Annotated in this window: 25 protein-coding genes; 13 read left to right on the top strand and 12 right to left on the bottom strand. The window is 75.4% G+C overall.

The features are described from left to right. Positions 1-139 precede the first annotated feature (139 nt). Positions 140-1,516 carry an MFS transporter gene (locus ACI79E_RS10665; RefSeq protein WP_456932509.1) on the bottom strand — a complete coding sequence of 459 codons (1,377 nt, stop codon included), beginning with the start codon at positions 1,514-1,516 and terminating at the stop codon, positions 140-142. A 95-nt stretch (positions 1,517-1,611) separates the two neighbouring features. On the opposite strand from ACI79E_RS10665, the gene ACI79E_RS10660 reads away from it, so the two are divergent. From ACI79E_RS10660 to ACI79E_RS10650, 3 genes are read left to right on the top strand one after another with little or no spacing between them, the layout of a single operon-like run. Then, positions 1,612-2,367, top strand: coding sequence for a 3-hydroxybutyrate dehydrogenase (locus tag ACI79E_RS10660; RefSeq protein WP_456932508.1), 756 nt, complete (start codon positions 1,612-1,614; stop codon positions 2,365-2,367). Between the two features lie 43 nt (positions 2,368-2,410). Then, on the top strand, positions 2,411-3,316 hold the full coding sequence (locus ACI79E_RS10655) for a 3-methyladenine DNA glycosylase (protein ID WP_456932507.1): 906 nt from the start codon (positions 2,411-2,413) through the stop codon (positions 3,314-3,316). Then, positions 3,313-4,143, top strand: coding sequence for a tyrosine-protein phosphatase (locus ACI79E_RS10650; RefSeq protein ID WP_456932506.1), 831 nt, complete (start codon positions 3,313-3,315; stop codon positions 4,141-4,143). The genes ACI79E_RS10655 and ACI79E_RS10650 overlap by 4 nt, the downstream gene beginning before the upstream one ends. A 3-nt stretch (positions 4,144-4,146) precedes the next feature. Here ACI79E_RS10650 and ACI79E_RS10645 read toward each other — a convergent pair whose 3' ends face one another. Continuing rightward, entirely contained in the window at positions 4,147-6,204 is a 2,058-nt protein-coding gene (locus ACI79E_RS10645) for a diguanylate cyclase domain-containing protein (protein ID WP_456932505.1), read from the bottom strand. A 218-nt stretch (positions 6,205-6,422) separates the two neighbouring features. Here ACI79E_RS10645 and ACI79E_RS10640 point away from each other — a divergent pair, with 218 nt between their 5' ends. Then, complete coding sequence (locus ACI79E_RS10640) at positions 6,423-6,914, top strand: DUF4396 domain-containing protein (protein WP_456932504.1); 492 nt, start codon at positions 6,423-6,425, stop codon at positions 6,912-6,914. Positions 6,915-6,992: 78 nt separating this feature from the next. Here the strand turns inward: ACI79E_RS10640 and ACI79E_RS10635 are convergent, their stop codons facing one another. Both ACI79E_RS10635 and ACI79E_RS10630 read right to left on the bottom strand, forming a co-directional pair. Then, complete coding sequence (locus ACI79E_RS10635) at positions 6,993-7,139, bottom strand: hypothetical protein (protein ID WP_456932503.1); 147 nt, start codon at positions 7,137-7,139, stop codon at positions 6,993-6,995. A gap of 134 nt (positions 7,140-7,273) precedes the next feature. After that, the gene (locus ACI79E_RS10630; RefSeq protein WP_456932502.1) at positions 7,274-8,983 is read right to left on the bottom strand and encodes a phosphoenolpyruvate--protein phosphotransferase; all 1,710 of its coding nucleotides are present in this window, start codon (positions 8,981-8,983) and stop codon (positions 7,274-7,276) included. A gap of 159 nt (positions 8,984-9,142) precedes the next feature. Between ACI79E_RS10630 and ACI79E_RS10625 the strand changes: the two genes are divergently transcribed. From ACI79E_RS10625 to ACI79E_RS10610, 4 genes are read left to right on the top strand one after another with little or no spacing between them, the layout of a single operon-like run. Next, complete coding sequence (locus tag ACI79E_RS10625; RefSeq protein ID WP_456932501.1) at positions 9,143-9,913, top strand: DeoR/GlpR family DNA-binding transcription regulator; 771 nt, start codon at positions 9,143-9,145, stop codon at positions 9,911-9,913. Then, positions 9,910-10,938, top strand: a complete 1,029-nt coding sequence (locus ACI79E_RS10620) for a 1-phosphofructokinase family hexose kinase (RefSeq protein WP_456932500.1) — start codon at positions 9,910-9,912, stop codon at positions 10,936-10,938. Before ACI79E_RS10625 ends, ACI79E_RS10620 begins: the two co-directional genes overlap by 4 nt. Before the next feature lie 22 nt (positions 10,939-10,960). Further along, positions 10,961-13,081, top strand: a complete 2,121-nt coding sequence (locus tag ACI79E_RS10615; protein ID WP_456932499.1) for a PTS fructose transporter subunit IIABC — start codon at positions 10,961-10,963, stop codon at positions 13,079-13,081. 44 nt (positions 13,082-13,125) lie between these two features. Beyond that, complete coding sequence (locus tag ACI79E_RS10610) at positions 13,126-13,386, top strand: HPr family phosphocarrier protein (protein ID WP_456932498.1); 261 nt, start codon at positions 13,126-13,128, stop codon at positions 13,384-13,386. Between the two features lie 72 nt (positions 13,387-13,458). Here ACI79E_RS10610 and ACI79E_RS10605 read toward each other — a convergent pair whose 3' ends face one another. From ACI79E_RS10605 to pdhA, 5 genes are all read right to left on the bottom strand, one after another. Beyond that, on the bottom strand, positions 13,459-13,926 hold the full coding sequence (locus tag ACI79E_RS10605) for an SRPBCC family protein (protein WP_456932497.1): 468 nt from the start codon (positions 13,924-13,926) through the stop codon (positions 13,459-13,461). Between the two features lie 75 nt (positions 13,927-14,001). Then, complete coding sequence (locus ACI79E_RS10600; RefSeq protein ID WP_456932496.1) at positions 14,002-15,168, bottom strand: AGE family epimerase/isomerase; 1,167 nt, start codon at positions 15,166-15,168, stop codon at positions 14,002-14,004. 3 nt (positions 15,169-15,171) lie between these two features. Continuing rightward, positions 15,172-16,674: a dihydrolipoamide acetyltransferase family protein gene (locus tag ACI79E_RS10595; protein ID WP_456932495.1), complete on the bottom strand. Its 1,503-nt coding sequence runs from the start codon at positions 16,672-16,674 to the stop codon at positions 15,172-15,174. Positions 16,675-16,676: 2 nt separating this feature from the next. Continuing rightward, positions 16,677-17,657, bottom strand: coding sequence for an alpha-ketoacid dehydrogenase subunit beta (locus ACI79E_RS10590; protein WP_456932494.1), 981 nt, complete (start codon positions 17,655-17,657; stop codon positions 16,677-16,679). Further along, the gene (pdhA, locus tag ACI79E_RS10585) at positions 17,654-18,793 is read right to left on the bottom strand and encodes a pyruvate dehydrogenase (acetyl-transferring) E1 component subunit alpha (protein WP_456932493.1); all 1,140 of its coding nucleotides are present in this window, start codon (positions 18,791-18,793) and stop codon (positions 17,654-17,656) included. The genes ACI79E_RS10590 and pdhA overlap by 4 nt, the downstream gene beginning before the upstream one ends. Before the next feature lie 214 nt (positions 18,794-19,007). Between pdhA and ACI79E_RS10580 the strand changes: the two genes are divergently transcribed. Together ACI79E_RS10580 and ACI79E_RS10575 are read left to right on the top strand one after the other, a co-directional pair. Beyond that, entirely contained in the window at positions 19,008-19,481 is a 474-nt protein-coding gene (locus ACI79E_RS10580; protein ID WP_456932492.1) for an Lrp/AsnC family transcriptional regulator, read from the top strand. 143 nt (positions 19,482-19,624) lie between these two features. Further along, positions 19,625-20,836 carry a DUF222 domain-containing protein gene (locus ACI79E_RS10575; protein ID WP_456932491.1) on the top strand — a complete coding sequence of 404 codons (1,212 nt, stop codon included), beginning with the start codon at positions 19,625-19,627 and terminating at the stop codon, positions 20,834-20,836. A 101-nt stretch (positions 20,837-20,937) separates the two neighbouring features. Here the strand turns inward: ACI79E_RS10575 and ACI79E_RS10570 are convergent, their stop codons facing one another. Further along, entirely contained in the window at positions 20,938-21,189 is a 252-nt protein-coding gene (locus tag ACI79E_RS10570) for a DUF3253 domain-containing protein (RefSeq protein WP_456932490.1), read from the bottom strand. 72 nt (positions 21,190-21,261) lie between these two features. On the opposite strand from ACI79E_RS10570, the gene ACI79E_RS10565 reads away from it, so the two are divergent. From ACI79E_RS10565 to ACI79E_RS10555, 3 genes are read left to right on the top strand one after another with little or no spacing between them, the layout of a single operon-like run. Further along, positions 21,262-21,876, top strand: a complete 615-nt coding sequence (locus ACI79E_RS10565) for a hypothetical protein (RefSeq protein ID WP_456932489.1) — start codon at positions 21,262-21,264, stop codon at positions 21,874-21,876. 32 nt (positions 21,877-21,908) lie between these two features. Continuing rightward, positions 21,909-22,979 (top strand): M42 family metallopeptidase, encoded by a 1,071-nt coding sequence (locus ACI79E_RS10560; protein WP_456932488.1) that lies wholly within the window; start codon positions 21,909-21,911, stop codon positions 22,977-22,979. A gap of 56 nt (positions 22,980-23,035) precedes the next feature. Beyond that, positions 23,036-23,554, top strand: a complete 519-nt coding sequence (locus ACI79E_RS10555) for a hypothetical protein (protein ID WP_456932487.1) — start codon at positions 23,036-23,038, stop codon at positions 23,552-23,554. A 12-nt stretch (positions 23,555-23,566) separates the two neighbouring features. On the opposite strand, the gene ACI79E_RS10550 is transcribed toward ACI79E_RS10555, so the two are convergent. Both ACI79E_RS10550 and ACI79E_RS10545 read right to left on the bottom strand, forming a co-directional pair. Beyond that, positions 23,567-24,892, bottom strand: coding sequence for a serine hydrolase domain-containing protein (locus ACI79E_RS10550; RefSeq protein WP_456932486.1), 1,326 nt, complete (start codon positions 24,890-24,892; stop codon positions 23,567-23,569). 36 nt (positions 24,893-24,928) lie between these two features. Further along, the gene (locus ACI79E_RS10545) at positions 24,929-25,255 is read right to left on the bottom strand and encodes a DUF3817 domain-containing protein (RefSeq protein ID WP_456932485.1); all 327 of its coding nucleotides are present in this window, start codon (positions 25,253-25,255) and stop codon (positions 24,929-24,931) included. Positions 25,256-25,342: the final 87 nt, after the last annotated feature.

Raw genomic sequence — 25,342 nt, 5'->3', positions numbered from 1 at the left:
GGTCGGCCTGTCCTCCCGGGCGCACCTCCGAGGCTGCCGTCGAGCAGACCCCGGCACAGGTGCCGGATCTCACGACGTGCGTCGCTCCGGCCACGGGCGGCCCATGACACGTGTCATGGGCCGCCCGTGGGCCGCTCGCCTACACCGACGCGGCGGGGCGGCGGTCCTTCACGACCACGGCCTTGTCCTCGGCGAGGTCGCGCTTGCCCGTCTCGCCGTAGGTGGCCACGGCCAGGAGCGTGACGACGGCACAGCCGACGATGTAGAGGGCCACGGCGAACTCGTTCGGGTCGTCGAAGCTGCCCAGCAGCGCCAGGGCGATCAGCGGTGCCGGTGCGCCGGCCACCAGGGAGGCGAGCTGGGCACCGATGGAGACGCCGGTGTAGCGGGCCTTGGTGCCGAACAGCTCCGAGAAGAACGCCGCCTGGGGGCCGTACATCGCGCCGTGGAACAGCAGCCCGACGGTGATCGCGACGACGGCCAGGAAGAAGTCGCCGGTGTCGAGCAGCCCGAAGAACGCGAACGCCCACACGCCGACGCCCAGCGCACCGAACAGGTAGACCGGCTTGCGGCCGATCCGGTCCGACAGCGCCCCCCACAGCGGGATGGTCACCAGGTGCACGGCCGAGGCGATGAGCACCGCGTTGAGGGCGAAGGAGGAGTCCAGCCCCTCGACGTTGGTCAGGTAGGTCAGGCTGAACGCGGTGAGCAGGTAGAACGAGACGTTCTCGGCGATCCGCGCCCCCATGGCGGTGAGCACCTCGCGCTTGTACCGGGTGAGCACCGTGACGATCGGCGCCTTCTCCGCCGCCCCGCTCGCCGCGGCCTTCGCCTCGGCCTCCCGCTGGGCCTCGAGGAAGACCGGCGACTCGCTCACCGTCAGCCGCACCCACAGGCCGACCAGGATGAGCACCGCGGACAGCAGGAACGGGATCCGCCAGCCCCAGGCCTCGAACGCCTCGTCGGACTGGAAGGTGGCCAGCAGCGCGAGGACGCCGGTGGCCAGCAGGTTGCCCGCCGGCGCGCCGGCCTGCGGCCAGGAGGCCCAGAAGCCGCGGTTCTCGGGCTTGCCGTGCTCGGAGACGATGAGCACCGCGCCGCCCCACTCACCACCGAGGGCGAAGCCCTGGATCAGCCGCAGCAGGATGAGCAGCACCGGCGCCAGCACGCCGACGGTGTCGTAGGTGGGCAGCAGGCCGATGCAGAAGGTGGCCCCGCCCATCATCATCAGCGAGATCACCAGCAGCTTCTTGCGGCCGAGCCGGTCCCCGAAGTGGCCGAAGATCAGCGCCCCCACCGGCCGGGCGAAGAAGCCGACGGCGTAGGTGGCGAACGCGGCCAGGACGCCGACGAAGTCGTCCTGCTCCGGGAAGAACAGCGGGCCGAAGACGAGTGCGGCGGCCGAGCCGTAGAGGAAGAAGTCGTACCACTCGACGGTCGTGCCGATGATGCTCGCACCGACCACGCGGGCGAAGTTCGAGCCCGAGGGTGCGGCGGACTGCGCGGGGGCGGACATGGGACCTCCTCGTCGAGCAGTACGGGACACGGTCGGGACCGACGCTAGGGCGCTGTGGCGTGGCTCACCATCCGAGGCTGTGCGACGGTGACGCCATGGAGGCGACGGGCACGCTGGCGGGACGACGGGCACTGGTCACGGGAGGGGCGTCGGGCATCGGGCGCGCCTGCGTGGAGCGGCTGGCGGCGGCGGGGGCGTCCGTCGTGGTGCTCGACCGCGACGGCGACGCGGCCAAGGAGGTGGCGGCGGCCGTCGACGGCACCGCGCTCGCCGCGGACCTGACCGACCTGGACGGCATCGACACCCTCGACCTCGACGTCGACGTCCTGGTGAACAACGCAGGGCTGCAGCACGTCGCGCCGCTGCACGAGTTCCCCGTCGACCGGTTCTCCTTGATCATCCGGCTGATGCTCGAGGCGCCGTTCCGGCTGGTCCGCGGCGCGCTCCCGCACATGTACGGCCGCGGCTGGGGCCGGATCGTCAACGTCAGCTCCATCCACGGGCTGCGGGCCTCGGCCTACAAGAGCGCGTACGTCACCGCCAAGCACGGCCTGGAGGGGCTGTCGAAGGTCATCGCGCTGGAGGGCGCCCCCCACGGGGTCACCTCCAACTGCGTGAACCCCGCCTACGTCCGCACGCCGCTGGTCGAGGGGCAGATCGCCGACCAGGCCAGGGCGCACGGGCTCAGCGAGGACGAGGTGGTGGAGCAGGTGATGCTCGCCCCGGCCGCGGTGAAGCGGCTCATCGAGCCGGCGGAGGTGGCCGAGGCGGTCGCCTACCTGTGCTCCCCCGCGGCCGCCTCGATCACCGGCAGCTCGCTGGTCATGGACGGCGGGTGGAGCGCCCACTGAGGGAGGACCCCGCCCCTCCCGCCGGGCCACCTACGCTGGGTGCGTGCGCGCTGGGGTCTGGCAGGAACGGGCGCGCGCGCACGCGCAGCGGGCCGACGCGCTGACCGCCGGACACCGCGCGCGCAGGGCCACCGGGCAGCGGCACGCGGTGGAGGACTTCCTCTACGAGTACTACGGCACCCGCCCCTCGGTGCTGCGCCGCTGGCACCCCGGCGCCGGCACCGCCCTGGCGCCGTCGGACGCCGGCCCCGCCCCGCACGCGGCCTGGCGCTGGTACCGCACCGACGACGACGGGACCGTCGCCCTCGACGAGACGGCGTTCCTCGCCGACCGCGGGGACACCGTCGGCTTCGTGCACCGGCTGCTGACCGCCACCGCCTCGCGGCCGGCCCACTCCGCCTGCTTCGGGCTGCACGAGTGGGCGATGGTCTACCGGCAGGACGAGCACCGGCACCCGCTGCCGCTGCGGCTGGGCCAGGCCGGTACCGACGCCGTGGTGGAGGCGCACCCTGTGCGGTGCACCCACTTCGACGCGTTCCGCTTCTTCACCCCCGCGGCCGTGGGCCTCAACCAGCTGCAGCCGACCCGCGCCACCCAGCCGGACCTCGAGCAGCCGGGCTGCCTGCACGCCACCATGGACCTCTACAAGTGGGCCACCAAGCTGGGCCCGGCCGTCCCCGGCGAGCTGCTGCTGGACTGCTTCGAGCTGGCCCGGGAGGTGCGCGAGCTGGACATGCGTGCCTCCCCCTACGACCTGCGCTCCTACGGGCGCGCGCCGGTCCGCATCGAGACGCCGGACGGGCGCGCGGAGTACGCGGCCGCCCAGCGCGGGTTCGCCCGGCGCGGTGCGGTCCTGCGCGAGCGGCTGCTGGGCGTCACCGGGGCGTTGCTCGCCGTCCCCCACGATGCAGCCGCGGCGTCCCCGACGGGTCGTACCGTCGGACGGTGACCTCCACGCGCACCGACCGCTGGCTGCGGCTCGACGGGACGACCAACACCCGCGACCTGGGCGGGCTGCCCACGCACGACGGCGGGACGACGCTGCCCGGACGGGTGCTGCGCAGCGACAACCTGCAGACGCTGAGCGACGCCGACGTCCGCCGGCTGGTCGACCAGGTGCGGCTGACCGAGGTGATCGACCTGCGCACCACCGCGGAGGTGCTGCTGGAGGGCCGCGGGCCGCTGCGCTCGGTGCCGGGCGTCACCCACCGCCACTTCACGCTGCTGCCCGAGCGCGGGCACCACACCGACGTGTTCGCCGTCGAGGAGACCGACCTGCCCGAGCTCCCGGCCGACTGGGCCGAGTCGCTCCTGCCGCGGCAGGTGGCCGAGGACGACGCCGGCGAGCCGCCGGCGGTGCGCTCCTACCTGGGCTACCTGGCCCACCGGCCGGACAACGTGCTCGGCGCGCTGCGGGCGCTGGCCGCCGACACCGACGGCGCGGCCGTGGTGCACTGCGCGGCGGGCAAGGACCGCACCGGCGTCGTGGCGATGTTCACCCTGGCCGCGGCCGGGGTCCCGCACGAGGAGATCGTGGCCGACTACGCGCTGACCGCCGAGGTCATCGACGACCTCGTCGCCAAGCTCGCCGCCTCGCCCACCTACGCGGAGGACATGGTCACCCGTGACGTGGCCAGCCACACCCCGCGGGCGGAGACGATGGACCGGCTGCTGTCGCTCCTCGACGCCCGGCACGGCGGCCCACTGGGCTGGCTGACCGAGCACGGCTTCGGCCCGGACGAGCAGGCGGCGCTGCGGGCCCGGCTGCGCTCCTAGGGCTCAGCTCTCTGCGTCCTCCGCGCGGGCGCGGCCGGCGTGCTTGTGCCGGTACATCGCCGCGTCGGCGTCGCGCAGCAGCGCGTCGGGCCGGCCCCACTCCCCGCTGTGGACGGCGACCCCGATGCTGGTGCCGACGGCGACCTGGGCGCCCTCCAGCCGGAAGGTCGGCTCGAAGCAGGCCTGCACGCGGGCGACGACGCGGTCGGCGTCCTCGGGCTGGGTCAGGCCGGGCAGGATGACGGCGAACTCGTCGCCGGAGAGCCGGCCCACGGTGTCGCCGGGGCGGACGGCGGCCCGCAACCGGGCCGAGACCTGACGGAGCAGTTCGTCCCCGGCGGCGTGACCGAGCGAGTCGTTGACCGCCTTGAACCGGTCCAGGTCGCAGAAGAGCACGGCCGCGTGCTGGTCGGGGCCGGTGGCGGCCAGCGCGCTGCCCAGCCGCTCGAGGAAGAGCACCCGGTTGGGCAGGCCGGTCAGCGCGTCGTGGGTGGCCTGGTGGCGCACGGTCTCCAGCAGTCGCGCCTTCTGCAGCGCCGTCGAGGCCTGGTCGCCGACACCGCGCAGGCGGGCCAGCACGTCGCCGTCCAGGCGCGCGGGGTGCCGGCCGGCGGCCCAGCTGGCGGTGGCGACGCCGAGGAAGGTGCGCCCGGCCAGGAGCGGGACGGCGACGACGTGGGTGACGCCGAGCCGGTCCAGCAGCCCGGCCAGGCCGGGGCTGCAGCCGGCCGCGTCGAGCACGCGCGGTTCCCGGTCGGTGAGCATGCCCACCAGCTCGGGGGTGTCCTCGGCCCGCAGCACGGTCGACAGCAGCTCGTCGTCCCCCCGCCCGGCGTGCCCGGTGGCCGCGGCCGGCACGAGCGAGCCGGTGCCGGGCTCCCAGAGCATCATCGTGGCGCTGTCGGAGCCGACGATGCCTGGCAGGGCCTCGGCGACGACGGTGCAGACCGCCGCGGCGTCCTCGGTGCGGGCCAGCTCGTGGGCCAGGGCCAGCAACGCGCCGGCCCGGTGGGCTTCGGTGCGGGAGTCCTCGAGGGCCAGGAGCAGGTCGAGCGCGGCCGCGGCGTGGCCGGCGTAGGCGGCGAGCATGTCCCGCTCGTGGCCGAGGGCGCCGTCCCCGGGCCGGTAGACGACCGCGAGCCGGCCGTGGGTGCGGCGGGCCGAGGCGACGTCGACGGCGACGACGTTCGGGCCGGGGGCGGCGCCGGAGCGAAGGACCGGGGCGAGCGCGGCCACCTCGTCGGCCGGCAGGCCGGCGCTGTGCACGAGGTCGGGGCCACCGGCGGGGTCGGCGACGGCGAGCACGTAGCCGGGGGCGAGCACCGCCTCCGCGGCCCGGCTGACGATGCGGTGCAGGACGGTGGCGACGTCGTCGCTGGCCACCAGGTCGGTGGCCGCGGACTGGAGGATCCGCAGCTGCTCGCGCAGGGCCTGCAGCTCGGAGGTGACCTCCGGCGTGCGCCGGCGCCGGCGCCAGCGGCGGCGGTGCTCCCAGGTGAGGTGGTAGACGCAGGCGGGGTGCCCGTCGGACTCGCACTCGTTGTGCAGGACGTCGGCCGGGGCGTCGCCGAAGATGGCCGGCACCATGCCGATGAGGCCGCGCGCGTAGTCGCAGTCCAGCCGCGAGTGCGCGTAGCCGGGGTGCAGCGTGAAGCGGATGGTCGCGTGGCCGGGGCCGATCTCGACGACCTCCATGGTGGAGGTGGTGGAGAACTTCGCGACCGCGCGGGGCAGCTGGCGGTAGACCTGCTGCGGCGACCCCATGGCGCGCACCACCAGGACCAGCGCCGGGTTCATCCCGTGGGCGAGCGCCTCGCGCCCGACGCGGAACATGGTCCCGGGGTCGCCGAGCACCTCCGTGGCGGCGGCGAACAGTCGGATGCGCGTGTCGTAGCTGGTCCAGTGCGCGGCGCTGGCCAGCTGCTCGGCGGTGGAGGTGACCCCCGCCCGGCGCAGGACCTCCTCGACCGCTGCCTCGCCGGCGCGGGCCCGGACGTAGCCGAGCACGAGCCCGGTGGTGGCCCCGGAGGTCTCGCGGGCCTCCGGCGGGACGACGCTCATCGGGCGCCCGCCTGCAGGCGGCACCCCGCGGCGCGCGTCGGGCGCCGGTACTCGGTCCTCACGGGTCCTCGATCGGCGCCCGTGCGGCCGTGGTTGAGCGGATCGCCCCCAAGGGGGGAGGCGTCGCCGCCCCTTGCCCCGCCGCCCGACCCGGAGTAGAACGGTAAATACCCCTGGGGGGTACCTGAGCAGTCACACGGACGAGGAGGTGGGCCTCCATGGAGACCACCCAGCACGACCACCCCAGCCCTGGAGCCGGGCACGACCACGGCGGCGGCGCCTCGTGGGCGACGGCCGCGGCGGCGACGCTGCACTGCCTGACCGGGTGCGCCATCGGCGAGGTGCTCGGCATGGTCATCGGCACCTCGCTCGGCCTGCACGACGGCGCCACCGTCGCCCTGTCGGTGACCCTGGCCTTCGTCTTCGGCTACGCCCTGACGATGCGCGGGGTGCTCCGCGCGGGCCTGCCGTTCCGCCGCGCGCTGCAGGTGGCCCTGGCCGCCGACACCGTGTCCATCGCCGTCATGGAGGTCGTCGACAACGCGATCATGGTCTCCGTGCCCGGCGCCATGGACGCCGGTGTCGCCAGCGCCCTCTTCTGGCTGGCACTGGCCGGCTCGCTGGCCGTCGCGTTCGTCGTCACCCTGCCGGTGAACCGGGCCATGATCGCCCGCGGCAAGGGACACGCCGTCGTCCACGGGATGCACTGACCGAGCCCCCACAGGGGCCGGACAACAGACGACCCCGGTCTCCAGACGGAGGCCGGGGTCGCGCGTGTCGCGGCGGGCTCAACGGGTGAGGCCGCTGCCGTTCGCCATCGTCAGCAGCTCGTCGCGCATGGACGGGCTGCTGCTGCGCGCGAGGGCGCGCTCCAGCGCCCGGCGCGTGCGCGCCACCTGCCGACGCCGCCGCCAGCTGGAGGTCACGTTGCTCATCGCCTGGTGCCTTCTCTCGATCTCGGGGGTGTCTCACCCACTACAAAGCAGGTAATGGCCACAGTATTCCGAAGGATCGGAGGAAGACAGCAGGACACGACGACGGATCGTCACCCGGAGGGGTGATGTCCCCCTCAGTCCACCGCGAGGACCGCCCGGGCAGCCGCCCGCGCTGCCTGTGGGTCGTCGGTGGCCAGCGCCGCCTCCGCGGCCCGCCGGCAGGTGGCGAGGTCGACGGTGGCCAGGCGGGCACCGACTCCGGCGATCGAGGAGGCGGCACACGACAGCGAGGTCACGCCCAGGCCGACGAGCACGCACCCCAGGAGGGGGTCGGCCGCCGCCTCGCCGCAGACACCCACCGGCCGGCCGGCGCGGGCCCCGGCGGCCGCGGTCAGCGCGACCAGCTCCAGCAGCGCCGGCTGCCACGGGTCGGTGAGGTCGGCGAGGTCGGCGGAGAGCCGGTCGGCGGCGAGGGTGTACTGCGACAGGTCGTTGGTGCCGATGGACAGGAAGTCCACGTGCCGCAGCAGCCGGTCGGCCTGCAGCGCCGCCGACGGCACCTCGATCATCACGCCGGGCACGAGCCCGCGGTCGCGCACCAGCCGGGCGAAGGCGGCCGCCTCGGGGACCGTCGCCACCATCGGCGCCATCACCCAGGGCTCGGCGCCGGTCCGCCGGGCGGCCTCGGCGATCGCGTCGAGCTGCCGCTCGAGCAGGCCGGGGTCCCGGCGGGCGACGCGCAGCCCGCGGACGCCGAGCGCGGGGTTGGCCTCGTCCGGGGCCGTGGCGAAGGCCAGCGGCTTGTCCGACCCGGCGTCCAGGGTGCGGACGACGACCCGACGACCCTCGAAGGCGGTGAACACCTCGGCGTAGCCGCGGGCCTGCTCCTCCACCGAGGGCTCCTCGGCACGACCGAGGAAGGCCAGCTCGGTGCGCAGCAGCCCGACACCCTCGGCGTGCGCCGCCGCAGCCACCCGGGCCCCGGCGCCGTCCTGGACGTTGGCCAGCACCTTGACCGCCACGCCGTCCCTGGTCGTCCCGGGGCCGCGGTAGCCGGCCAGCGCCGCGGCCGCCGCGCGGGCGGCCGCCACCCGGGCGCGCGCGTCCTCCGGGTCGGGGTCCACGGTGACCGTGCCCTGCTCGCCGTCGAGCAGGACGGTCGCCCCCACGGGGACGTCGTCGAGCCCTCCCACGGCGACCACGCAGGGCAGGCCGAGCTGGCGGGCGATGATCGCGGTGTGGCTGGTCGTGCCGCCCAGGCGGGTGGCCAGGCCGATGACACGAGCCGGGTCGAGGCCGGCGGTGTCGGCGGGCGCCAGGTCGTCGGCGAGCAGCACCGACGGCACGGCCGGGGCGGGCACGCCGGGCTCACCCTGCCCGGTGAGCTCGGCGACGATCCGGTCGCGGATGTCGCGGACGTCGGTGACCCGCTCGGCCATGAGACCACCCAGGCCGGTGAACAGGTCGACGAACTGCTGGGCGGCCTGGACCGTCGCCACCGCGGCCGGGACGCCCGCGTCGATCCGCTGCTCCACGGCCGACAGCAGCCCGCGGTCCCGCGCGAGGCCGGCGGTCGCGGCCAGCACCTCCGCACTGACACCGGTGGCCCCGGACGCGCGCCCGGCCAGCCGCTCGGCGACCAGGCCCGCGGCGGCGGTGAAGCGCTCCTTCTCCCCTGCCCGCTCGTCCTCGCGGACGACCACGCCCTCGTCGGCCGGCAGGCGCACCGCACCGGAGGGCCGCACCACGGGGCCGTACGCGACACCGGGGACGACCGGCGTGCCAGGGAGGACGGTCGCGCCGCCGGTGGGCGAGGCGGCAGCGGCGGGGGCGGTGGTGGACATGGGTACCTGCCTTGACGGAGGAGGGGACAGGAGCGCGGCGGACGTCGGCGTCCTCTGGTGACCACGGTCACGGAAATGTGTTGACTTGTCAATGGATCGGACGTAGAACAACACCATCGCAACCGTAAAACCACACAACCGGGCACAGAGAGGAGGCGGGTGGTGTACGCAGAGGAACGTCAACAGGCCATCGCCCAGCTGGTCGCCGATCGCGGCCGGGTCGCGGTGACCTCGCTCGCCGAGGAGTTCGGCGTCACCACCGAGACGGTGCGCCGCGACCTCGCCGTCCTCGAGCGGTCGGGGATGCTCCGGCGGGTCCACGGCGGCGCCGTGCCCACCGGGGCGCTCACCTATGTCGAGACCGCGCTCGGGGAGCGGCACGGCACCCGCAGCGAGCAGAAGCGCAAGATCGCCGCCGCCGCGCTCGACCTGCTCCCGGGCGCCGACGGCAGCCTCCTCCTCGACGGCGGCAGCTCCACGGCTGCGCTGGCCGAGCTGCTGCCGTCCGACCGCCGGCTGTTCGTCGCCACCCACTCGGTGCCCATCGCCGCCCGCCTGGGCACCATGCCCGGCCTGTCGCTGTACGTGGTCGGCGGCCGGGTCCGCGGCATCACCCAGTGCGCGGTCGGCGAGCAGGCCGTCAACGCCCTGGCCGACCTGCGGGTCGACGTCGCCTTCCTCGGCACCAACGGCATCTCCCCCGAGCACGGCTTCTCCACGCCGGACGAGGCCGAGGCGTCGGTGAAGCGGGCCATGACGCGGGCGGGGCAGAAGGTCGTCGTCCTCGCCGACAGCAGCAAGCTGGGCCGCGAGCACCTGGTCCGCTTCGCCACCCCGGCCGACGTCGACGTGCTGGTCACCGACGCCGAGGCCGACCCCGCCGCGGTGGCCCGCCTGGAGGACGCCGGCGTCGAGGTCGTGGTCGCGTGAGCGCCGGCCGGATCGTCACCCTCACCGCGAACCCGAGCCTGGACCGCACCCTCGCCCTGCCCGGGCCCCTCGAGCGCGGTGGCGTCGTCCGCCTCGCACCCAGCCTCACCGAGCCCGGCGGCAAGGGGGTCAACGTCGCCCGCGCGGTCGCCGCGGCCGGTGCCGACGTCGTGACCGTGCTCCCCGCGGGCGACGACGACCCGATCGTGGCCGCCCTGCACCGGCTGGGGCTCCCGCTGGCCTCGGTCCCGGTCGGCAGCCCGGTGCGCACCAACTACACCCTCGCCGAGCCCGACGGCACGACCACCAAGCTCAACGAGCCCGGCGCCGAACTGGACGCCGGCACCCGCGCCGAGCTCGCCGCCACCCTGCACGAGCACGCCACCGGAGCGCGCTGGGTGGTGCTCTCCGGCTCGCTGCCCCCGGGCACGCCGGTCGACTGGTACGCCGACCTGGTCCGCTCGCTGCGCGACACCGGCGCCCGGATCGCCGTCGACACCTCCGAGGCCCCGCTGCTGGCGCTGCTGGCCGCGGGCCCGGACGCCGCGCCGGACCTGCTCAAGCCCAACGCCGAGGAGCTCGCCCAGCTGGCCGGCGCCACCGAGGCCGAGCTGACCGCCGACCGGGACGCCGCCCTCGCCGCCGTCGCCACGCTGCACGAGCGCGGCGTCGCGGAGGTCCTGCTCACCCTGGGTGCCGACGGCGCCCTCCTGTCCGGCGCGGACGGGGTGTGGTCGGCGACCCCGCCGCCGATCGCCGTCCGCAGCACCGTCGGCGCCGGGGACTGCAGCCTCGCCGGCCACCTGCTGGCCGACCTCACCGGCGCCCCGGCCGACGAGCGGCTGCGCTCCGCGGTCGCCTACGGGGCGGCCAGCGCGTCCCTGCCCGGCTCCGCCGTCCCCACCCCGGCCCAGGTCGACCGCGCCACCGTCGCGGTGCAGGCCGTCCGGGGCCCCGGATCCCCTCCCGCACCGCCCGGCACCGCCCGCACCACCGTCCCGGCCGCCGGCCGCGACGTCCGCTGACGCCCTCCCGGAGAGGCAAGCCATGCCCGACCTGATCACCCCCGACCTGGTGGCGCTCGACGCCGACCTCGGCGCTGACAAGCACACGGTCGTCCGCCGGCTGGCCGCGCTGGTCGCCGACGCCGGCCGGGCCACCGGCGCCGACGCGCTCGCCGACGACGCCCTCGCCCGTGAGGCCCAGGCCGCCACCGGCCTGCCCGGCGGCATCGCGATCCCGCACTGCCGCTCCGAGGCGGTGACCGAGGGCTCGCTGGCCTTCGCCCGCCTCTCGCCGAAGGTCGACTTCGGTGCCCCCGACGGCCCGGCGGACCTGGTCTTCCTCATCGCCGCGCCCGCCCACGGGGACGCCGACCACCTCACCCTGCTGACCGCGCTGGCCCGCGCGCTGGTGCGACCGGAGTTCGTCGCCTCGCTGCGCGCCGCGGGCTCCGACGCCGACGTCGTCCGGCTGGTGCAGGAGGTCGTGGCCCCCGAGCCGGCCGCCGCACCCGTCGGGTCCCCCGCCGGCGCTCCCGCGCCCACCCCGGCCCCCGCCGCCCAGCCCGAGGCGGCCGCCGCCCGGCGCAGCATCGTCGTGGTCAGCGCCTGCCCGACCGGCATCGCGCACACCTACATGGCCGCCGACAAGCTCACCGCCGCGGCCGAGGCCGCCGGGGTGGACGTGCACGTCGAGACCCAGGGCTCCTCGGGCTCCACGCCGCTGCGGCCCGACGTCATCCGCGCCGCCGACGCGGTGATCTTCGCCGTGGACGTCGGCGTCAAGGACCGCGACCGGTTCGCCGGCAAGCCGGTCGTCCAGTCCGGCACCAAGCGGGCCATCAACGAGCCCGACGTCATGATCCGCGAGGCGCTCGCCGCGGCCGACGACCCGGACGCCCGCCGGGTGCCCGGTGCCGGCGCCGGCGGTGAGGCGCCCGCCGCCGCGTCCTCCGGAGGCCGCCCGGGCACCGGCACGGAGATCCGCCGCTGGCTGCTGACCGGCGTCAGCTACATGATCCCGTTCGTCGCGGCCGGTGGCCTGCTCATCGCGCTGGGCTTCCTGTTCGGCGGCTACCAGATCGTCAACGACAACCCGGACGCCGAGGGTCAGAGCTACGCGCTGAGCTGGGTGCTCAACAACTCCTTCCTCGACCTGCCGACGGCGGCAGCCACCGAGGGCCTCAACGACGGGTTCTGGGGGTACCTCGGCGCGGTCTGCACGGTGCTGGGGCAGGCGGCCTTCGGCTTCCTGGTGCCGGCGCTGGCCGGGTACATCGCCTACGCGATCGCCGACCGTCCCGGCATCGTCCCCGGCTTCGTCGTCGGCGCGGTCTCGGTGACCGTGGGCGCCGGCTTCATCGGCGGCCTGGTGGGCGGCATCATCGCCGGCTTCGCGGCCCTGTGGATCAGCCGCTGGAAGCTCCCCACCGGCGTCCGCGGGCTGCAGCCGGTCGTGATCATCCCGCTGCTGGCCACGCTGATCTCCAGCGGCCTGATGGCCGTCGTCCTCGGCCGCCCGCTGGCCGCCGCGCTCACCGGCCTGGGCAACTGGCTCACCGGCCTGACCGGCACCTCGGCGGCCCTGCTCGGCATCCTCCTCGGGCTGATGATGTGCTTCGACCTGGGCGGCCCGGTCAACAAGGCCGCCTACGTCTTCGCCACCACGGGCCTGACCGCCGCCGCCACCGGCGCCCCGCTGGTGATCATGGCGACCGTCATGGCGGCCGGCATGGTGCCGCCGCTGGCCATGGCGCTCAGCACGGCGATCCGCCCGAAGCTCTACACGCCGGCCGAGCGGGACAACGGCAAGGCCGCCTGGCTGCTGGGTGCCTCGTTCATCTCCGAGGGCGCCATCCCGTTCGCCGCGGCCGACCCGCTCCGGGTCATCCCGTCGATGATGCTGGGCGGTGCCACGACCGGCGCGATCGTCGCGGCGGCCGGCGTCGAGCTGCGGGCCCCGCACGGCGGCATCTTCGTCCTGTTCGCGATGACCGGGATCCTCTGGTTCGTCATCGGGATCGTCGCCGGCACGGTCGTCGGCGCCGTGGCGGTGACCATCGCCAAGAGCATCGGCCGGCCCAAGGCCGAGGACGTCCCCGAGGACGCCGTCGACATGGCCCACGCCCACGCCGCCACCCCCGTCACCCAGCCGGCCCGTGCCTGACCGGGCACGCTTGTCCTGACCCGCCCCAGCAGCGAGGAGACCCCATGCCCAGTCAGACCGTCACCGTCGGATCCCGCGTCGGGCTGCACGCCCGCCCGGCCGCCCTCATCGCCGAGGCCGTCGGCAAGGCCGGCGTCCCGGTCACCCTGGCCACCGAGGGCGGCCACCCGGTGGACGCCGGCTCACCGCTGATGATCATGACGCTCGGCGCCAAGCAGGGCACGTCGGTCGTCGTGACCACCGACGACCCCGCCGTCCTCGACCAGATCGCCGGGTTGGTCGCCCAGGACCTCGACGCGGAGTAGCACCGGCCCACGAACGACGGCGCCCGTCCCCTGCAGAAGGGGGCGGGCGCCGTCCTGTCGTGCGGGCTCAGGTCACGGCTGGTCGGGCCGCGAGACCTCCCCGCGCCAGGCGCCGGTCTCGGTGCCGCGGCTCTCGATGAACTCCTTGAACCTCTTCGCGTCGGCCTTGACCTGCCGGTCGTCGAAGCCGAGGGCCGCGCCGGCCTTCTCCACGATCCCGGTCGGCTCCCAGTCGATCTGGATCATCACGCGGGTCTTGGTGTCGTCGAGCCGGTGGAAGGTCACCACGCCCGCGTGCTTGGCCTCGCCGCTGGTGCTGGTCCAGGCCACGCGCTCCTCGGGGCGCTGCTCGGTGATCTCGGCGTCGAACTCGCGCTTCACGCCGTCGATGTTCGTGACCCAGTGGGTGTGGGTGTCGTCGAGCTGGGTGATCCGCTCCACGCCCCCCATGAACTGCGGGAAACTCTCGAACTGGGTCCACTGGTCGTAGGCCACGCGGATCGGCACGTCGACGTCGATGGCTTCCTGCACGCTGGCCACTGTCAGCTCCTCTGCTCGGGTACTGGTCCTGGACGACCTACCCCCGGGATCCGGACGGGACACGTCCGTCACAGCTCAGTGCAGCGCGGCCGCGACGCTGCCCCGCACCGGCCGGCCCTCGGCCAGCAGCAGCATCTGCACGAGGTGGTAGGCGTCGGGCTGCCCGTCCCAGGTGCCCGAGGCGATCTCCCCCGACGGCGCCAGCTCGTGGTGCCAGCTGCCGGTGACCGGGTCGGCGAACCGCTCCTCCCCGTGCGCCCGCCACCGCCGGGCGAGCTCCGCGTAGCGCGGCTCCCCGGTGACCGCGGCCAGGGCCGCCGCGGCGGCCACCGCCTCGCAGAGCACCCAGTGCATGCGGGCGCCCACGACGGGCCGGTCGTCCCAGTCCAGCGTGTAGGGGAAGCCGTCGTGCCCGTCGGCGGCCCAGCCGCGGGTGGCCGCCGCGTCGAACAGCGCGACGGCGTCACCGAGCAGCCAGGACGGCGGGTCGGGCGTGACCGCGTGCAGGTGCAGCGCGAGCCGGGACCACTCGAACTGGTGCCCGACCGTGACGCCGTACGGCCGGAACGGGTGGGCCGGCTCGTCGCGGTTGTACCCGGGCAGCGGCGTCCAGTCGGGGGTGAAGTGCTCGGGCAGCCGCCAGTCCCGCTCCCGCGCCCAGCCGTGGACCACCCGCTCGGTGGTGCGCAGCGCCTGGCGCCGCAGCCGCGCGGCCAGCGGGTCCTCGCCCAGCGCGTCGGCGGCGGCCAGCGACGCCTCGACGCCGTGCATGTTGGCGTTGGCGCCGCGGTAGTCCGACAGCGTCGTCCAGGCGGCGTCCCACTCCTCGACCGCCAGGCCGGCGTCGTCGTCCCAGAAGCGGGTCTGCCAGATCTCGAGCGCCGCGTCCAGCAGCTCCCGGCCCCCCGGCGCGCCCACCGTGGTCGCCGTCGCCCCGGCCAGGACGACGAAGGCGTGCACGTAGGCGGACTTGGTGTCGTCGTCCGCCGTGGCGTACCAGCCCCCGTGCGCGGCGTCCCGTAGCGGCCCGTCGGTGAGCGCCTCGACGCCGTGCCGCACGAGGGCGGCCGCCCCGGGCCGGCCCAGGAGCTGGGCCAGCCCGAAGACGTGCGTCTTGCGGGCGGTGATGAAGGTCATCAGCGGGCGCTCGGCGTCCACCCGCCCGTCGCCGCCGAGGAAGCCGAACCCGCCGGGCACCGCCGAGCGCTCGGCGAAGTCCAGCAGCCGCTGCAGGTCGGTCATGCGTCAGAACGCCAGCGCGGTGCCGGGGTCGGACAGCAGCGCACCGACGTCGGCGAGGAACCGGCTGCCCAGCTCACCGTCGATGATCCGGTGGTCGAAGGACAGCGCCAGCTGCGTCACCTGCCGCGGCTTGACCCTGCCCTTGTGCACCCACGGCATCTCGCGGACCGCCCCGAAGGCCAGGATCGCCGACTCGCCCGGGTTCAGGATGGGCGTGCCGGTGTCGACGCCGAACACGCCCACGTTGGTGATGGTGATCGTGCCGCCGGTCATGTCGGCCGGGGCGGTGCGGCCCGCGCGGGCGGTCTCGGTCAGCTCGGCGAGCGCGGCGGCCAGCTCGGGGAGGCTGAGCCGGCCGGCGTCCTTGACGTTCGGGACGACCAGCCCGCGCGGCGTGGCGGCGGCGATGCCCAGGTTGACCTGCCCGTGGACGACGATCTCCTGCGCGGCCTCGTCCCAGGAGCTGTTGACCATCGGGTGCCGGCGGGCGGCCAGCAGCAGCGCCTTGGCGACGAACAGCAGCGGGCTGACCTTGAGCCCGGCGAACTCGGGCCGGGCCGCCAGCCGGGTGCGCAGCTTCATCATCCGCGTCACGTCGACGGTCAGGAACTCGGTGACGTGCGGCGCCGTGAACGCGCTGGCCACCATGGCCGCGGCGGTGTGCTTGCGCACGCCCTTGACCGGGATCCGCTGCTGGACCGCCCCGGCCGCCACCGGCGCGGCGGCGGGTGCGGCGGCCAGCCGCCCGCCCGCGGCCGCCGCCTCGACGTCCGCGCGGGTGATGACGCCGCCGGGGCCGCTGCCGGCCAGGGCGGTGAGGTCGACGCCGAGGTCCTTGGCCAGCTTGCGCACCGGCGGCTTGGCCAGCGGCCGGGCCCGCCCCCGACCCGGGGTGGCCACCAGCGCGGTCGCCGCCTCCTCGGCGGCGGCGTGCGCCTCGGCGGCGCGGCCCACCTCCAGCCCACCGTGCCGCACCGGCTTGGTGCGCGCGTCGGGCGCCGTGGTCAGCAGCGGGGTGCCGCGCGAGCCGTCGTCGGCCGACCCGGCCAGCGGGGTGGGCGCGGGCTGGGCGTGGACGGCCCGCCGCGGGCGCCGCCGGGCCTCGGTGGTGCGGGGGCCGTACCCGACGAGGACCGCGGTCCGCCCGCCGGGAGCGGCGCCCCCGATCAGGCCGGCGGCGGGCTCGGCGGTCCGGGCGGTGGGCTCGGCGGCGGCCTGGGTGGCCGGCCGGCCGCCGTCCCCCGCCGGGGCCGGGCCGCCGCCCCCGACGTCGATGGTGATGATCGGCGTGCCGACGTCGACGGTCTCACCGGCGTCGTGCAGCAGCGCGGTGACCGTGCCCGCCCACGGCGAGGGCAGCTCGACGGCGGCCTTCGCCGTCTCCACCTCGCACAGCGGCTGGTTGACCGTCACGGTGTCGCCGACGGCGACCAGCCACTGCAGGATCTCGCCCTCGGTCAGGCCCTCGCCGACGTCCGGGAGCTTGAACTGGCGCAGCTCGCCCATGCTCAGAACCCCATCGAACGGTCGACGGCGTCGAGCACGCGGTCGAGGTCGGGGAGGTACTCCTCCTCGAGCTTCGACGGCGGGTACGGGGTGTCGTAGCCCCCCACCCGCAGCACCGGCGCCTCCAGCGAGTGGAAGCAGGTCTCGGTGACGCGCGCGGCGATCTCCGCGCCGAGACCGAGGGTCACCGGGGCCTCGTGGACGACGACGCAGCGGCCGGTGCGGCGCACGCTGTCGTACACCGGGTCGAGGTCGAGCGGGGAGAGGGTGCGCAGGTCGACCACCTCCAGCGAGCGGCCCTCCTCCGCGGCCGCCTCCGCCGCCTGCAGCGCCGTCTTCACCATGGGCCCGTAGGCCAGCACGGTGACGTCGTCCCCGCCGCGCACGACGCGGGAGGCGAACAGCGGCTCCGGCGTGGCGTCCGGATCGACCTCGGCCTTCTCCCAGTACCGGCGCTTGGGTTCGAGGAACACGATCGGGTCGGGGTGGGTGATCGCCTGCTGGATGCCCCAGTAGGCGTCGACCGGGTTGCTCACCGCGACCACCTTGAGGCCGGGGGTGTGCGCGAAGTACGCCTCCGGGCTCTCGCTGTGGTGCTCGACCGCGCCGATGCCGCCGCCGAAGGGGATGCGGATGACGATCGGCATGGCCAGCTTCCCGCGGGAGCGGGCGTGGATCTTGGCCACCTGGGTGACGATCTGGTTGTAGGCGGGGAAGACGAACCCGTCGAACTGGATCTCGCACACCGGCCGGTAGCCGCGCATGGCCAGGCCGACGGCGGTGCCCAGGATGCCGGCCTCGGCCAGCGGGGTGTCGACGACGCGGGCCTCCCCGAAGTCCTTCTGCAGGCCGTCGGTGATGCGGAAGACCCCGCCGAGGCGGCCGATGTCCTCACCCATGAGCACGACCTTGGCGTCGTCCTCCATCGCCCTGCGCAGGCCGAGGTTGAGCGCCTTGCCGATGGTGAGCGTCTGCGCGGTCACTCGTGGCCTCCCTCGAAGCTCGCCTGGTAGGCCTCGAACTCCGCCTGCTGGGCGGCCAGGTGCGGGGTCTGCTCGGCGTAGACCTGGTCGAAGATGGCCGACCCCCGCGGGTCGGGCATCTCGACGGTGCCGCGGCGGATCCGCACGGCCAGCTCGTCGGCCTCGGCCTCGACCGAGTCGAAGAAGGCGGGGTCGGCCGCACCACTCCGGGACAGGTACGCCTTGAGCCGGGCGATCGGGTCGCGCAGCTTCCACTCCTCCAGCTCGCTGGCCAGGCGGTAGCGGGTGGGGTCGTCGGAGGTGGTGTGCGCGCCCATGCGGTAGGTGAAGGCCTCGATGAACGTGGGGCCCTGGCCCTCCCGGGCCGCGGCGAGCGCCGCCCGAGTCACCGCCAGGACGGCGAGCACGTCGTTGCCGTCGACCCGGACGCCGGGGAACCCGAAGCCGGCGGCCCGCTGGTAGAGCGGCACCCGCGACTGGCGCTCCAGGGGCACGCTGATCGCGTACTGGTTGTTCTGGCAGAAGAAGACGACGGGCGCCGAGAAGCTGGCCGCCCAGATCATCGCCTCGTTGACCTCGCCCTGGCTGGTGGCGCCGTCGCCCAGGAAGGCGATCGTCGCGCTCTCCGCGCCGTCGCGCTGGAGCCCCATCGCGTAGCCGGTGGCGTGCAGGGTCTGCGCACCGATGACGACGGTGTAGAGGTTGAACCCGGTGGCGACGGGGTCCCAGCCGCCGTTGTCGACCCCGCGGAACAGGCTGACGACGTCCAGCGGGTCGACGCCGCGGGTCCAGGCCACCCCGTGCTCGCGGTAGGTGGGGAAGGCCATGTCGTCGGGCTGCAGCGCGCGGCCGGCGCCGATCTGGGCGGCCTCCTGGCCGAGCAGCGAGGCCCAGATGCCCAGCTCCCCCTGCCGCTGCAGCGCCGTGGCCTCGACGTCCCACCGACGGACCAGCACCAGGTCGCGGTAGAGGCCGCACACCTCGTCCGGCGGAAGGTCCAGCGAGTACTCGGGGTGCTCGACCCGCTCACCCTCCGGCGTCAGGAGCTGCACCAGGTCGGGCTGCTGCGGCAGGTGGGGCGCCTCGGCCCCGGGGACGGGGTCGACCACCTCGGTGGTCGCGCTCGACACGCTCACGCACTCACTCCTCCGTCGACCGGGCTGCCGGGGTCGCCGGCCGCGCTCGGTGGTGGACGTCTCGTGGCACCGGGGTGTGGCGCCACTCACACATCGTGGCACGTCCCCCGCCCCGGCGAGAAGATCACCGCTCCGCCGGGATGCGCAAGGGGCGTCCCACGTGGTGCGCAGATTGCTCGGTACTAGGACGTCCTCGCATGTCAGACTGAGCACCGTGCCGGCCCTCGACGCCACCGACGCCCGCCTGCTGCGGGCCCTCACCGAGGACCCCCGTGCCACGGTGATGGCGCTGTCGCAGAAGCTCGGCCTGGCACGCAACACCGTGCAGGCGCGGCTGGCCCGGCTCGAGGGCAGCGGCGCCCTGGCCCCCTTCGACGCCCGGGTGCTCCCCGAGGCGCTGGGCTACCGGCTCGGCGCCTACGTCACCGTGCAGGTGGTGCAGCGCAGCCTGGCCGACGTCGGGGAGGCGCTCGCCCACATCCCCGAGGTGCTCGAGGTGACGGCGCTGTCCGGGGTCGCCGACCTCCTGGTGCGGGTGGTGGCCACCGACGCCGACGACCTGTGGCGGATCACCGAGCGGGTGCTGGCCATCCCCGGCGTCCAGCGCACCGACACCGCCCTCGCCCTGCGCCGGCTGGTCGACCACCGGATGGGCCCTCTGCTCGACCGGGCCGCCGGCGCCGACTGAGCTCCGTACAGGAACCATGCGCGGCCCCGCAAGGGGGCACTCGAGATCCGGGGACAGCCGCCTGACCTGGGGATTCAGGTCGCCCGAGCCCTCTGGCAGCGGTAGACTTCGAACACCTGATCGACCTTTGGTGGGAGGTGTTCGTGGACGAGTTGACCACGGTCCTGGACGCCCTCGCGGACGCCGACCTGCACGCGCTGGGTGACGGCGATCTGCTGGACCGGACCGCGGTCCTGCTCGCCGCGCGCAACCGGTTGGACGCCGAACTGATCCGCACCGTCCGCGTGGCCGACGTGCGGCAGGCCGCGGAGCACGACGGGTTGAAGACGATGCCCTCGTGGTTGCGGGGGCACACCCGGCTCTCTCCCCGCGCCGCCGCCCAGCTGGTGCGCGCCGGGCGGGCAGTGGAGCACCTGCCCACGCTGGCGGAGGCATTCGCTGCGGGACAGGTCAGCGCCGAGCAGGTCACGGCCATCGCGCCCGTCGCCACCGCCGAGCGGCGGGCCGCCGCCGACGCGGAGGGCGTGGACCTCGCCGAGGTCGACGCCGCCCTGACCTCGGCGGCGCGGACGCTGCCCTCCCAGAAGCTGACCCTGGCCGTCGCGCACTACCTGGCCCGGCTCGACCCGGACGGCGTCGAACCCGACCCGACCGAGGGCCGGTCGGTCGTGATCGCCACGCACACCGACGGCAGCCTCACCGCCCGAGTCCAGCTCGACGCCGTCGGTGGGGAGAAGTTCCAGGCCGCTCTCGAAGCGGTCGCCGCCGCCAGCCGGTGTACCGGTGACCTGCGCTCACGCGCCCAGACCCTCGGCGATGCGCTGGTGCAGCTGTGCGACGACCAGCTGTCCGCCGGGGGCCTGCCGGTGCTCCGCACGGTGAAGCCGCACGTCGCGGTCACCGTCGACCTCGACGACCTCGTCGGACCGGCCACCGGCCCCGGCACCGCCGACCTCGGGTTCGGCGCCCGGATCTCCGCCGCCCGGGCCCGCTGGATCGCCTGCGACGCGAGCGTCTCCCGGATCGTGATGGCCCCCGACGGCCTGCCCCTGGACCTGGGCAGGAGCCACCGGGTGGTGCCGCCGCACCTGCGCAAGGCCGTCGAGGCTCGCGACCGCGGGTGCGTGTTCACCGGCTGCGAGGCGCCGACCCACTGGTGCGACGTCCACCACCTCATCGAGTGGGTCAACGGCGGCGAGACCTCACTGGACAACTCCGCACTGCTGTGCGAACGGCACCACACCCAGGTCCACCACGGCTTCCGGGTCGAGCGACCACCCGACGGACGCTGGCGCACCTGGCGCCCCGACGGCACCGAGATCCTCCCGCCTCACGAACGGCTCGCCGCCGCCTGACGAGCCAGAGCCGCGTACAGCCGCGCCTCCGGGCGGCGCCGCCCGCACGGCGATCCCCGACCGGGGTGAGCTGAGGGTGCGGCGGAAGCGGTCGACGACGGCTACCGCGGCCGCCGCACCCGCACGGGCCCGCGAGCGGTGCCGACCTCCACGACCGTGCCGCCCTGGGTGACCTCGGCCCGGCCGGCGGCGGCCAGGCGCCCCGCGGCGGCCCGGGCGGCGGGCATGAGGTCGCGCCAGCCGGCGGGGTCGACGGCGCGGGCGGCCTCCGAGGGGCAGATCGAGGCACCGGCCCGCCGGTCGTCGAGCAGCGCCTCGATCGTCTGCTCCAGGTGCGCGTCGACGTCGTCCACACCGCACAGGGTGCGGGCCGGCCAGCGCCCGCGCCACTGGCCGTCGAGGGCGGTCCGCGGGACGCTGCCGCGGTGCGCCGCACGACGACCTGCCTGCTCACGGCCCTGGTGCTGCTGGCGGCCGGGTGGGTGCTGGCCGGCCCGGCGTCGGCCTGCAGCTGCACCGGGGAGCCCCTGGCCCGGCAGGTCGACCGGGCCGATGCCGTCTTCACCGGCCGCCTGCTGTCCCGCGAGGTGCACGGCGGGGCGAGCAGCTCCGCCCCCGCCCTCCACGTCTTCGCCGTCGACGTGGTGTGGAAGGGCAGCGTGGCCGCGGAGCAGGGCGTGGTGTCGGCGGCGTCCGGGGCCAGCTGCGGGCTGGAGCTCGACGGCGACGGACCGTTCCTCGTCCTCGCCATGGGCGCTTCCGACCCCGGCGAGGACCCGATGTCCGCCGACCTCTGCGGGGGCACGACCACCTGGACGCCGGAGACGGAGGCCGCGGTGCGCGCCGCGCTCGGCGACCCGGCACCGGCCGCCCCCCGGCAGGGCAGCGCCGGCACCGGTGCCGACGGCGGCGGGTCCCCGTGGGGCTGGCTCGCCCTGGCCGCGGCGGGAGCCGGGGGACTCGGCCTCGCCGGCGCAGCGCTCCTGCGCCACCGGGGAGCCCCCCGGTACGACGACTACCCGGGCGGGGGCCGGGGGTAGGGGCCGCGGACCGTCGCACCCCGAGGAGATCCGTGTCCCCCGCTGACCGCGCCCTGCTCCAGGACCTGCTCGCCGCCTACGGACCCGGTGGTCAGGAGGACGAGGTCAGGGACGTCTGCCGGCGGGTCCTCGAGCCACTCGCCGACGAGCTCACCGTGGACGCCGCCGGCAACCTCGTCGCCCTGCTGCGCGGCACGGGCGAGCAGGACGCCCCCGTCGTGCGCGTCATGGCGCACATGGACGAGCTCGCCATGATCGTCAAGCGGGTCGAGCCCGACGGCACCCTGCGGCTGTCGCAGCTGGGCACCATGTACCCGGGCAACTTCGGCCTCGGTCCGCTCACCGTGCTGGGCGACGCCGAGCGGTTCACCGCCGTCCTGCTGCTCGGGTCGGAGCACACCACCCAGGAGACCCCCCGGGTCTGGCAGACCAAGCCCGACGGCGGCGACCAGGCCATGGAGTGGAACGACGTGTACGTGTTCACCGGCCGCGACGTCGACGCCCTCGGGGCGGCCGGGGTGCACCCGGGCACGCGCGTCTGCGTGCACTCCAGCCGCCGCACGCTGGTGGAGTTCGGCGACTTCGTCGGCTCCTACTTCCTCGACGACCGCACCGCCCTCACCGCCCTCGTCGGCGCCGCGCGGCTGCTGCGGGAGCAGGGCCGGCGTCCGGCGGCCGACGTGTACCTGGTCTGCACCGTGGGCGAGGAGATGGGCGGCATCGGCGCCGCGCACGCCAGCCGCACGCTCCCCGGCGACGTCACCCTGGCCCTGGACATCGGCCCCGCGGAGGCGGAGTACCAGGTGCCGGTCGACTCGGGCCCGGTCGTCGCCTACGCCGACGACGCCGTCGTCTACGACAAGGCCATCAGCGACCGGCTCATGACGCTGGGACACGAGCTCGACCTCGCTCCGCGCGCCGCGGTCTGGGAGTCCTTCGACTCCGACGCCTCCCAGGCCCGCAGCAGCGGGCAGACCGCCCGGGCCGCCCTGCTGTCGCTGCCGACCCTGAGCACCCACGGCTACGAGGTGCAGCACACCGAGACCGTGGGGCGCTGCGCCCGCCTGCTCGCCGAGTTCCTCGTCCGCCCGGTGGCCGGCTGACCCCGCGGCGCCGTCCGGCCGGGTGTGCCCACCGGTCCCCCGGGTAGGGCGCACCCATGGCGAGGCGCACCCCGGTGGGGACGATCGGCAAGGGCCGGCGCGGCATCAGCGTGCTCGGCTGGGCACTGCGCGGCGCCGCCGCCGGCGCGGCGGGCAGCACCGCTCTCAACGCCGTCACCTACCTGGACATGGCCGTCCGCGGCCGCGGCAGCAGCTCCACCCCGGAGCAGACCGTGGAGACCCTGGCCGAGAAGGCGCACGTGCCCATCCCGGGGGACGACGAGACGCGGCAGAACCGGGTGCAGGGGCTCGGCCCGCTGACCGGGCTGGTCGCCGGGATCGGCGTCGGCGTGCTCGTGGGCCTGGCGCGGGCGGCGGGCTTCCGGTCGCAGCCGGTGGTCGGCACCCTGCTCACCACGGCGGGCGTCCTGGTCGCCGCCAACGGGCCGATGACCGCGCTCGGCATCACCGACCCGCGCACCTGGTCGGCCACCGACTGGGCCAGCGACCTGGTGCCGCACCTGGTCTACGGCGCGGTGGTCAAGACGACGATGGACGCCTTCGACAGGCCGTAGCCCGCGGGCGGCTCAGTGCCGCCAGCCGCCCTCGTCCACCCCACCCGGCACGGGGCCCGTCGGGTCGTAGGGGGTGCGGGTGAACACGAAGGTGCCGAGGTCCAGGTGGTCGGCGGCGATGGTCAGCGGCTCACCGGCGTAGTAGCCGTCCAGGCCGACCCAGGTGCCGTCGTCCCGCCGGGCGAAGCGGCTGGCCCGCCCCGCCCGCCCCGGCATGGGCCCGAGGTGCAGCAGCCCGCCGGGCAGCGCCCGCAGCACGTGCGGGGCCGGGCCCCAGAACCAGACGCCGAGGTCCTCCAGCGGCACCGGGGACGGCGCCGGCTCCCAGGGGTCGACGATCCGCGGCTCGGCCGCGCGCAGGTCGGCCAGCAGGCCGAACACCACCGGCTCCGGACCGCTGGTGGCGTTGGCCAGGGAGACCGCGCCGGTCCGCTCCTCGCGGTCGACGAACACCCCGGCGAGGAAGCCGGGCATCGACCCGCCGTGCCCGACGAGGGTGCGCCCCTCGACCCGCACGACCTGCAGCCCGAGCCCGTAGGCCGACCAGCCCGGCGCCGAGGAGTCCACGCCGGCCGGCACGGTCATCTCCTCCAGCGTGGCCGGGTCGAGCACCTCGCCGGTGTCGCCGAGGAGGAACACCGCGAACCGGGCGAGGTCGTCCAGCGAGGCCCACAGCTGCCCCGCGGCCGCCATCACCCCCGCATGGTGCTCGGGCTCGGGGAGGACGACGTCGGCCCACGGGTGCACCGCGTGACCCTCCGCGGCCGGGGCCACCGGCCGGGGGGTCGTGCGGGTCATGCCCAGCGGGGCCAGCACCTCGTCGTGGACGACGTCGTCCCACGGGCGCCCCCGCAGCCGGGCCACCAGCTCACCGAGCAGCCCGAAGCCGAGGTTGGAGTAGTGGAACCGGCGCGCGGCGCCCAGGACGGCGTGCTCCTCGGCCAGCCCGAGCTCCTCCAGCGACCCGCCGGGTGTGCGCTCCCACCAGCCGCCCGGGCTCTCCGCGGCGGCGCCTCCGAGGTGGGCGAGCAGCTGGCCGACGGTGCGCTCCCCCACCGGCGTCCCCGGCACGTGCAGCTCCAGCGGGTCGTCGAGCGACAGCCGGCCCTCGTCGCGCAGCCGCAGCACCGCGACGGCAGTCACGGTCTTGCTGATCGACCCCAGCCGGTACTGCACGTCGGTGTGCGGCTCCGGGACGTCGCCGCGCCCGGCCGACCAGGCCAGCCCGTCGTCCCGGACGACCCCGGCGACCAGGCTGGGCGCCCGCCCGTCGCGCTGTACCCGCGCGACGCGGGCGAGGAGGGTGCGGGCGGTGGAGGGCAGGACCGGTTCGGGCACGTCCGCGAACCTAGACGCGGGCCGGGGGGGCCGTCGTCAGGAGGTCGGGACGGGCTCGGGCAGGGGCAGCCGCTCGGTGCGGGTCGCCCAGCGGTCGAACCACAGGGTGGCCAGCGGCGGCACCGACGCGGCGAGCGCGAACACCGTGGTCGGCGCGTTCCACCGGAGCACGCGCGCCGCCAGGAGCGTGACCAGCACGTAGGCCACGAAGATGCCGCCGTGGATGGGGCCGAAGATCTGCACGCCCCGCTCGGAGGAGGCGAGCACCCACTTCACGAACATGCCGAACAGCAGGCCCACCCAGGAACAGGCCTCGGCGAGGGCGACGGCACGGAAGACGAGGGCGACGGCGCGGGCGTTCATCGCCCCCCATCCTCCCCGATGCCCGACCCGGGGTACGCCGCCCCCCGCGGGGGGGCGCCGACCGCGGGGGCTGTGGACCGGCCCGAG

It is taken from the genome of Geodermatophilus sp. SYSU D00079 (genome assembly GCF_054050635.1).
The sequence above is the reverse complement of the archived record's forward strand: the minus strand, read 5'-3'. Positions and strand labels throughout refer to the sequence as shown.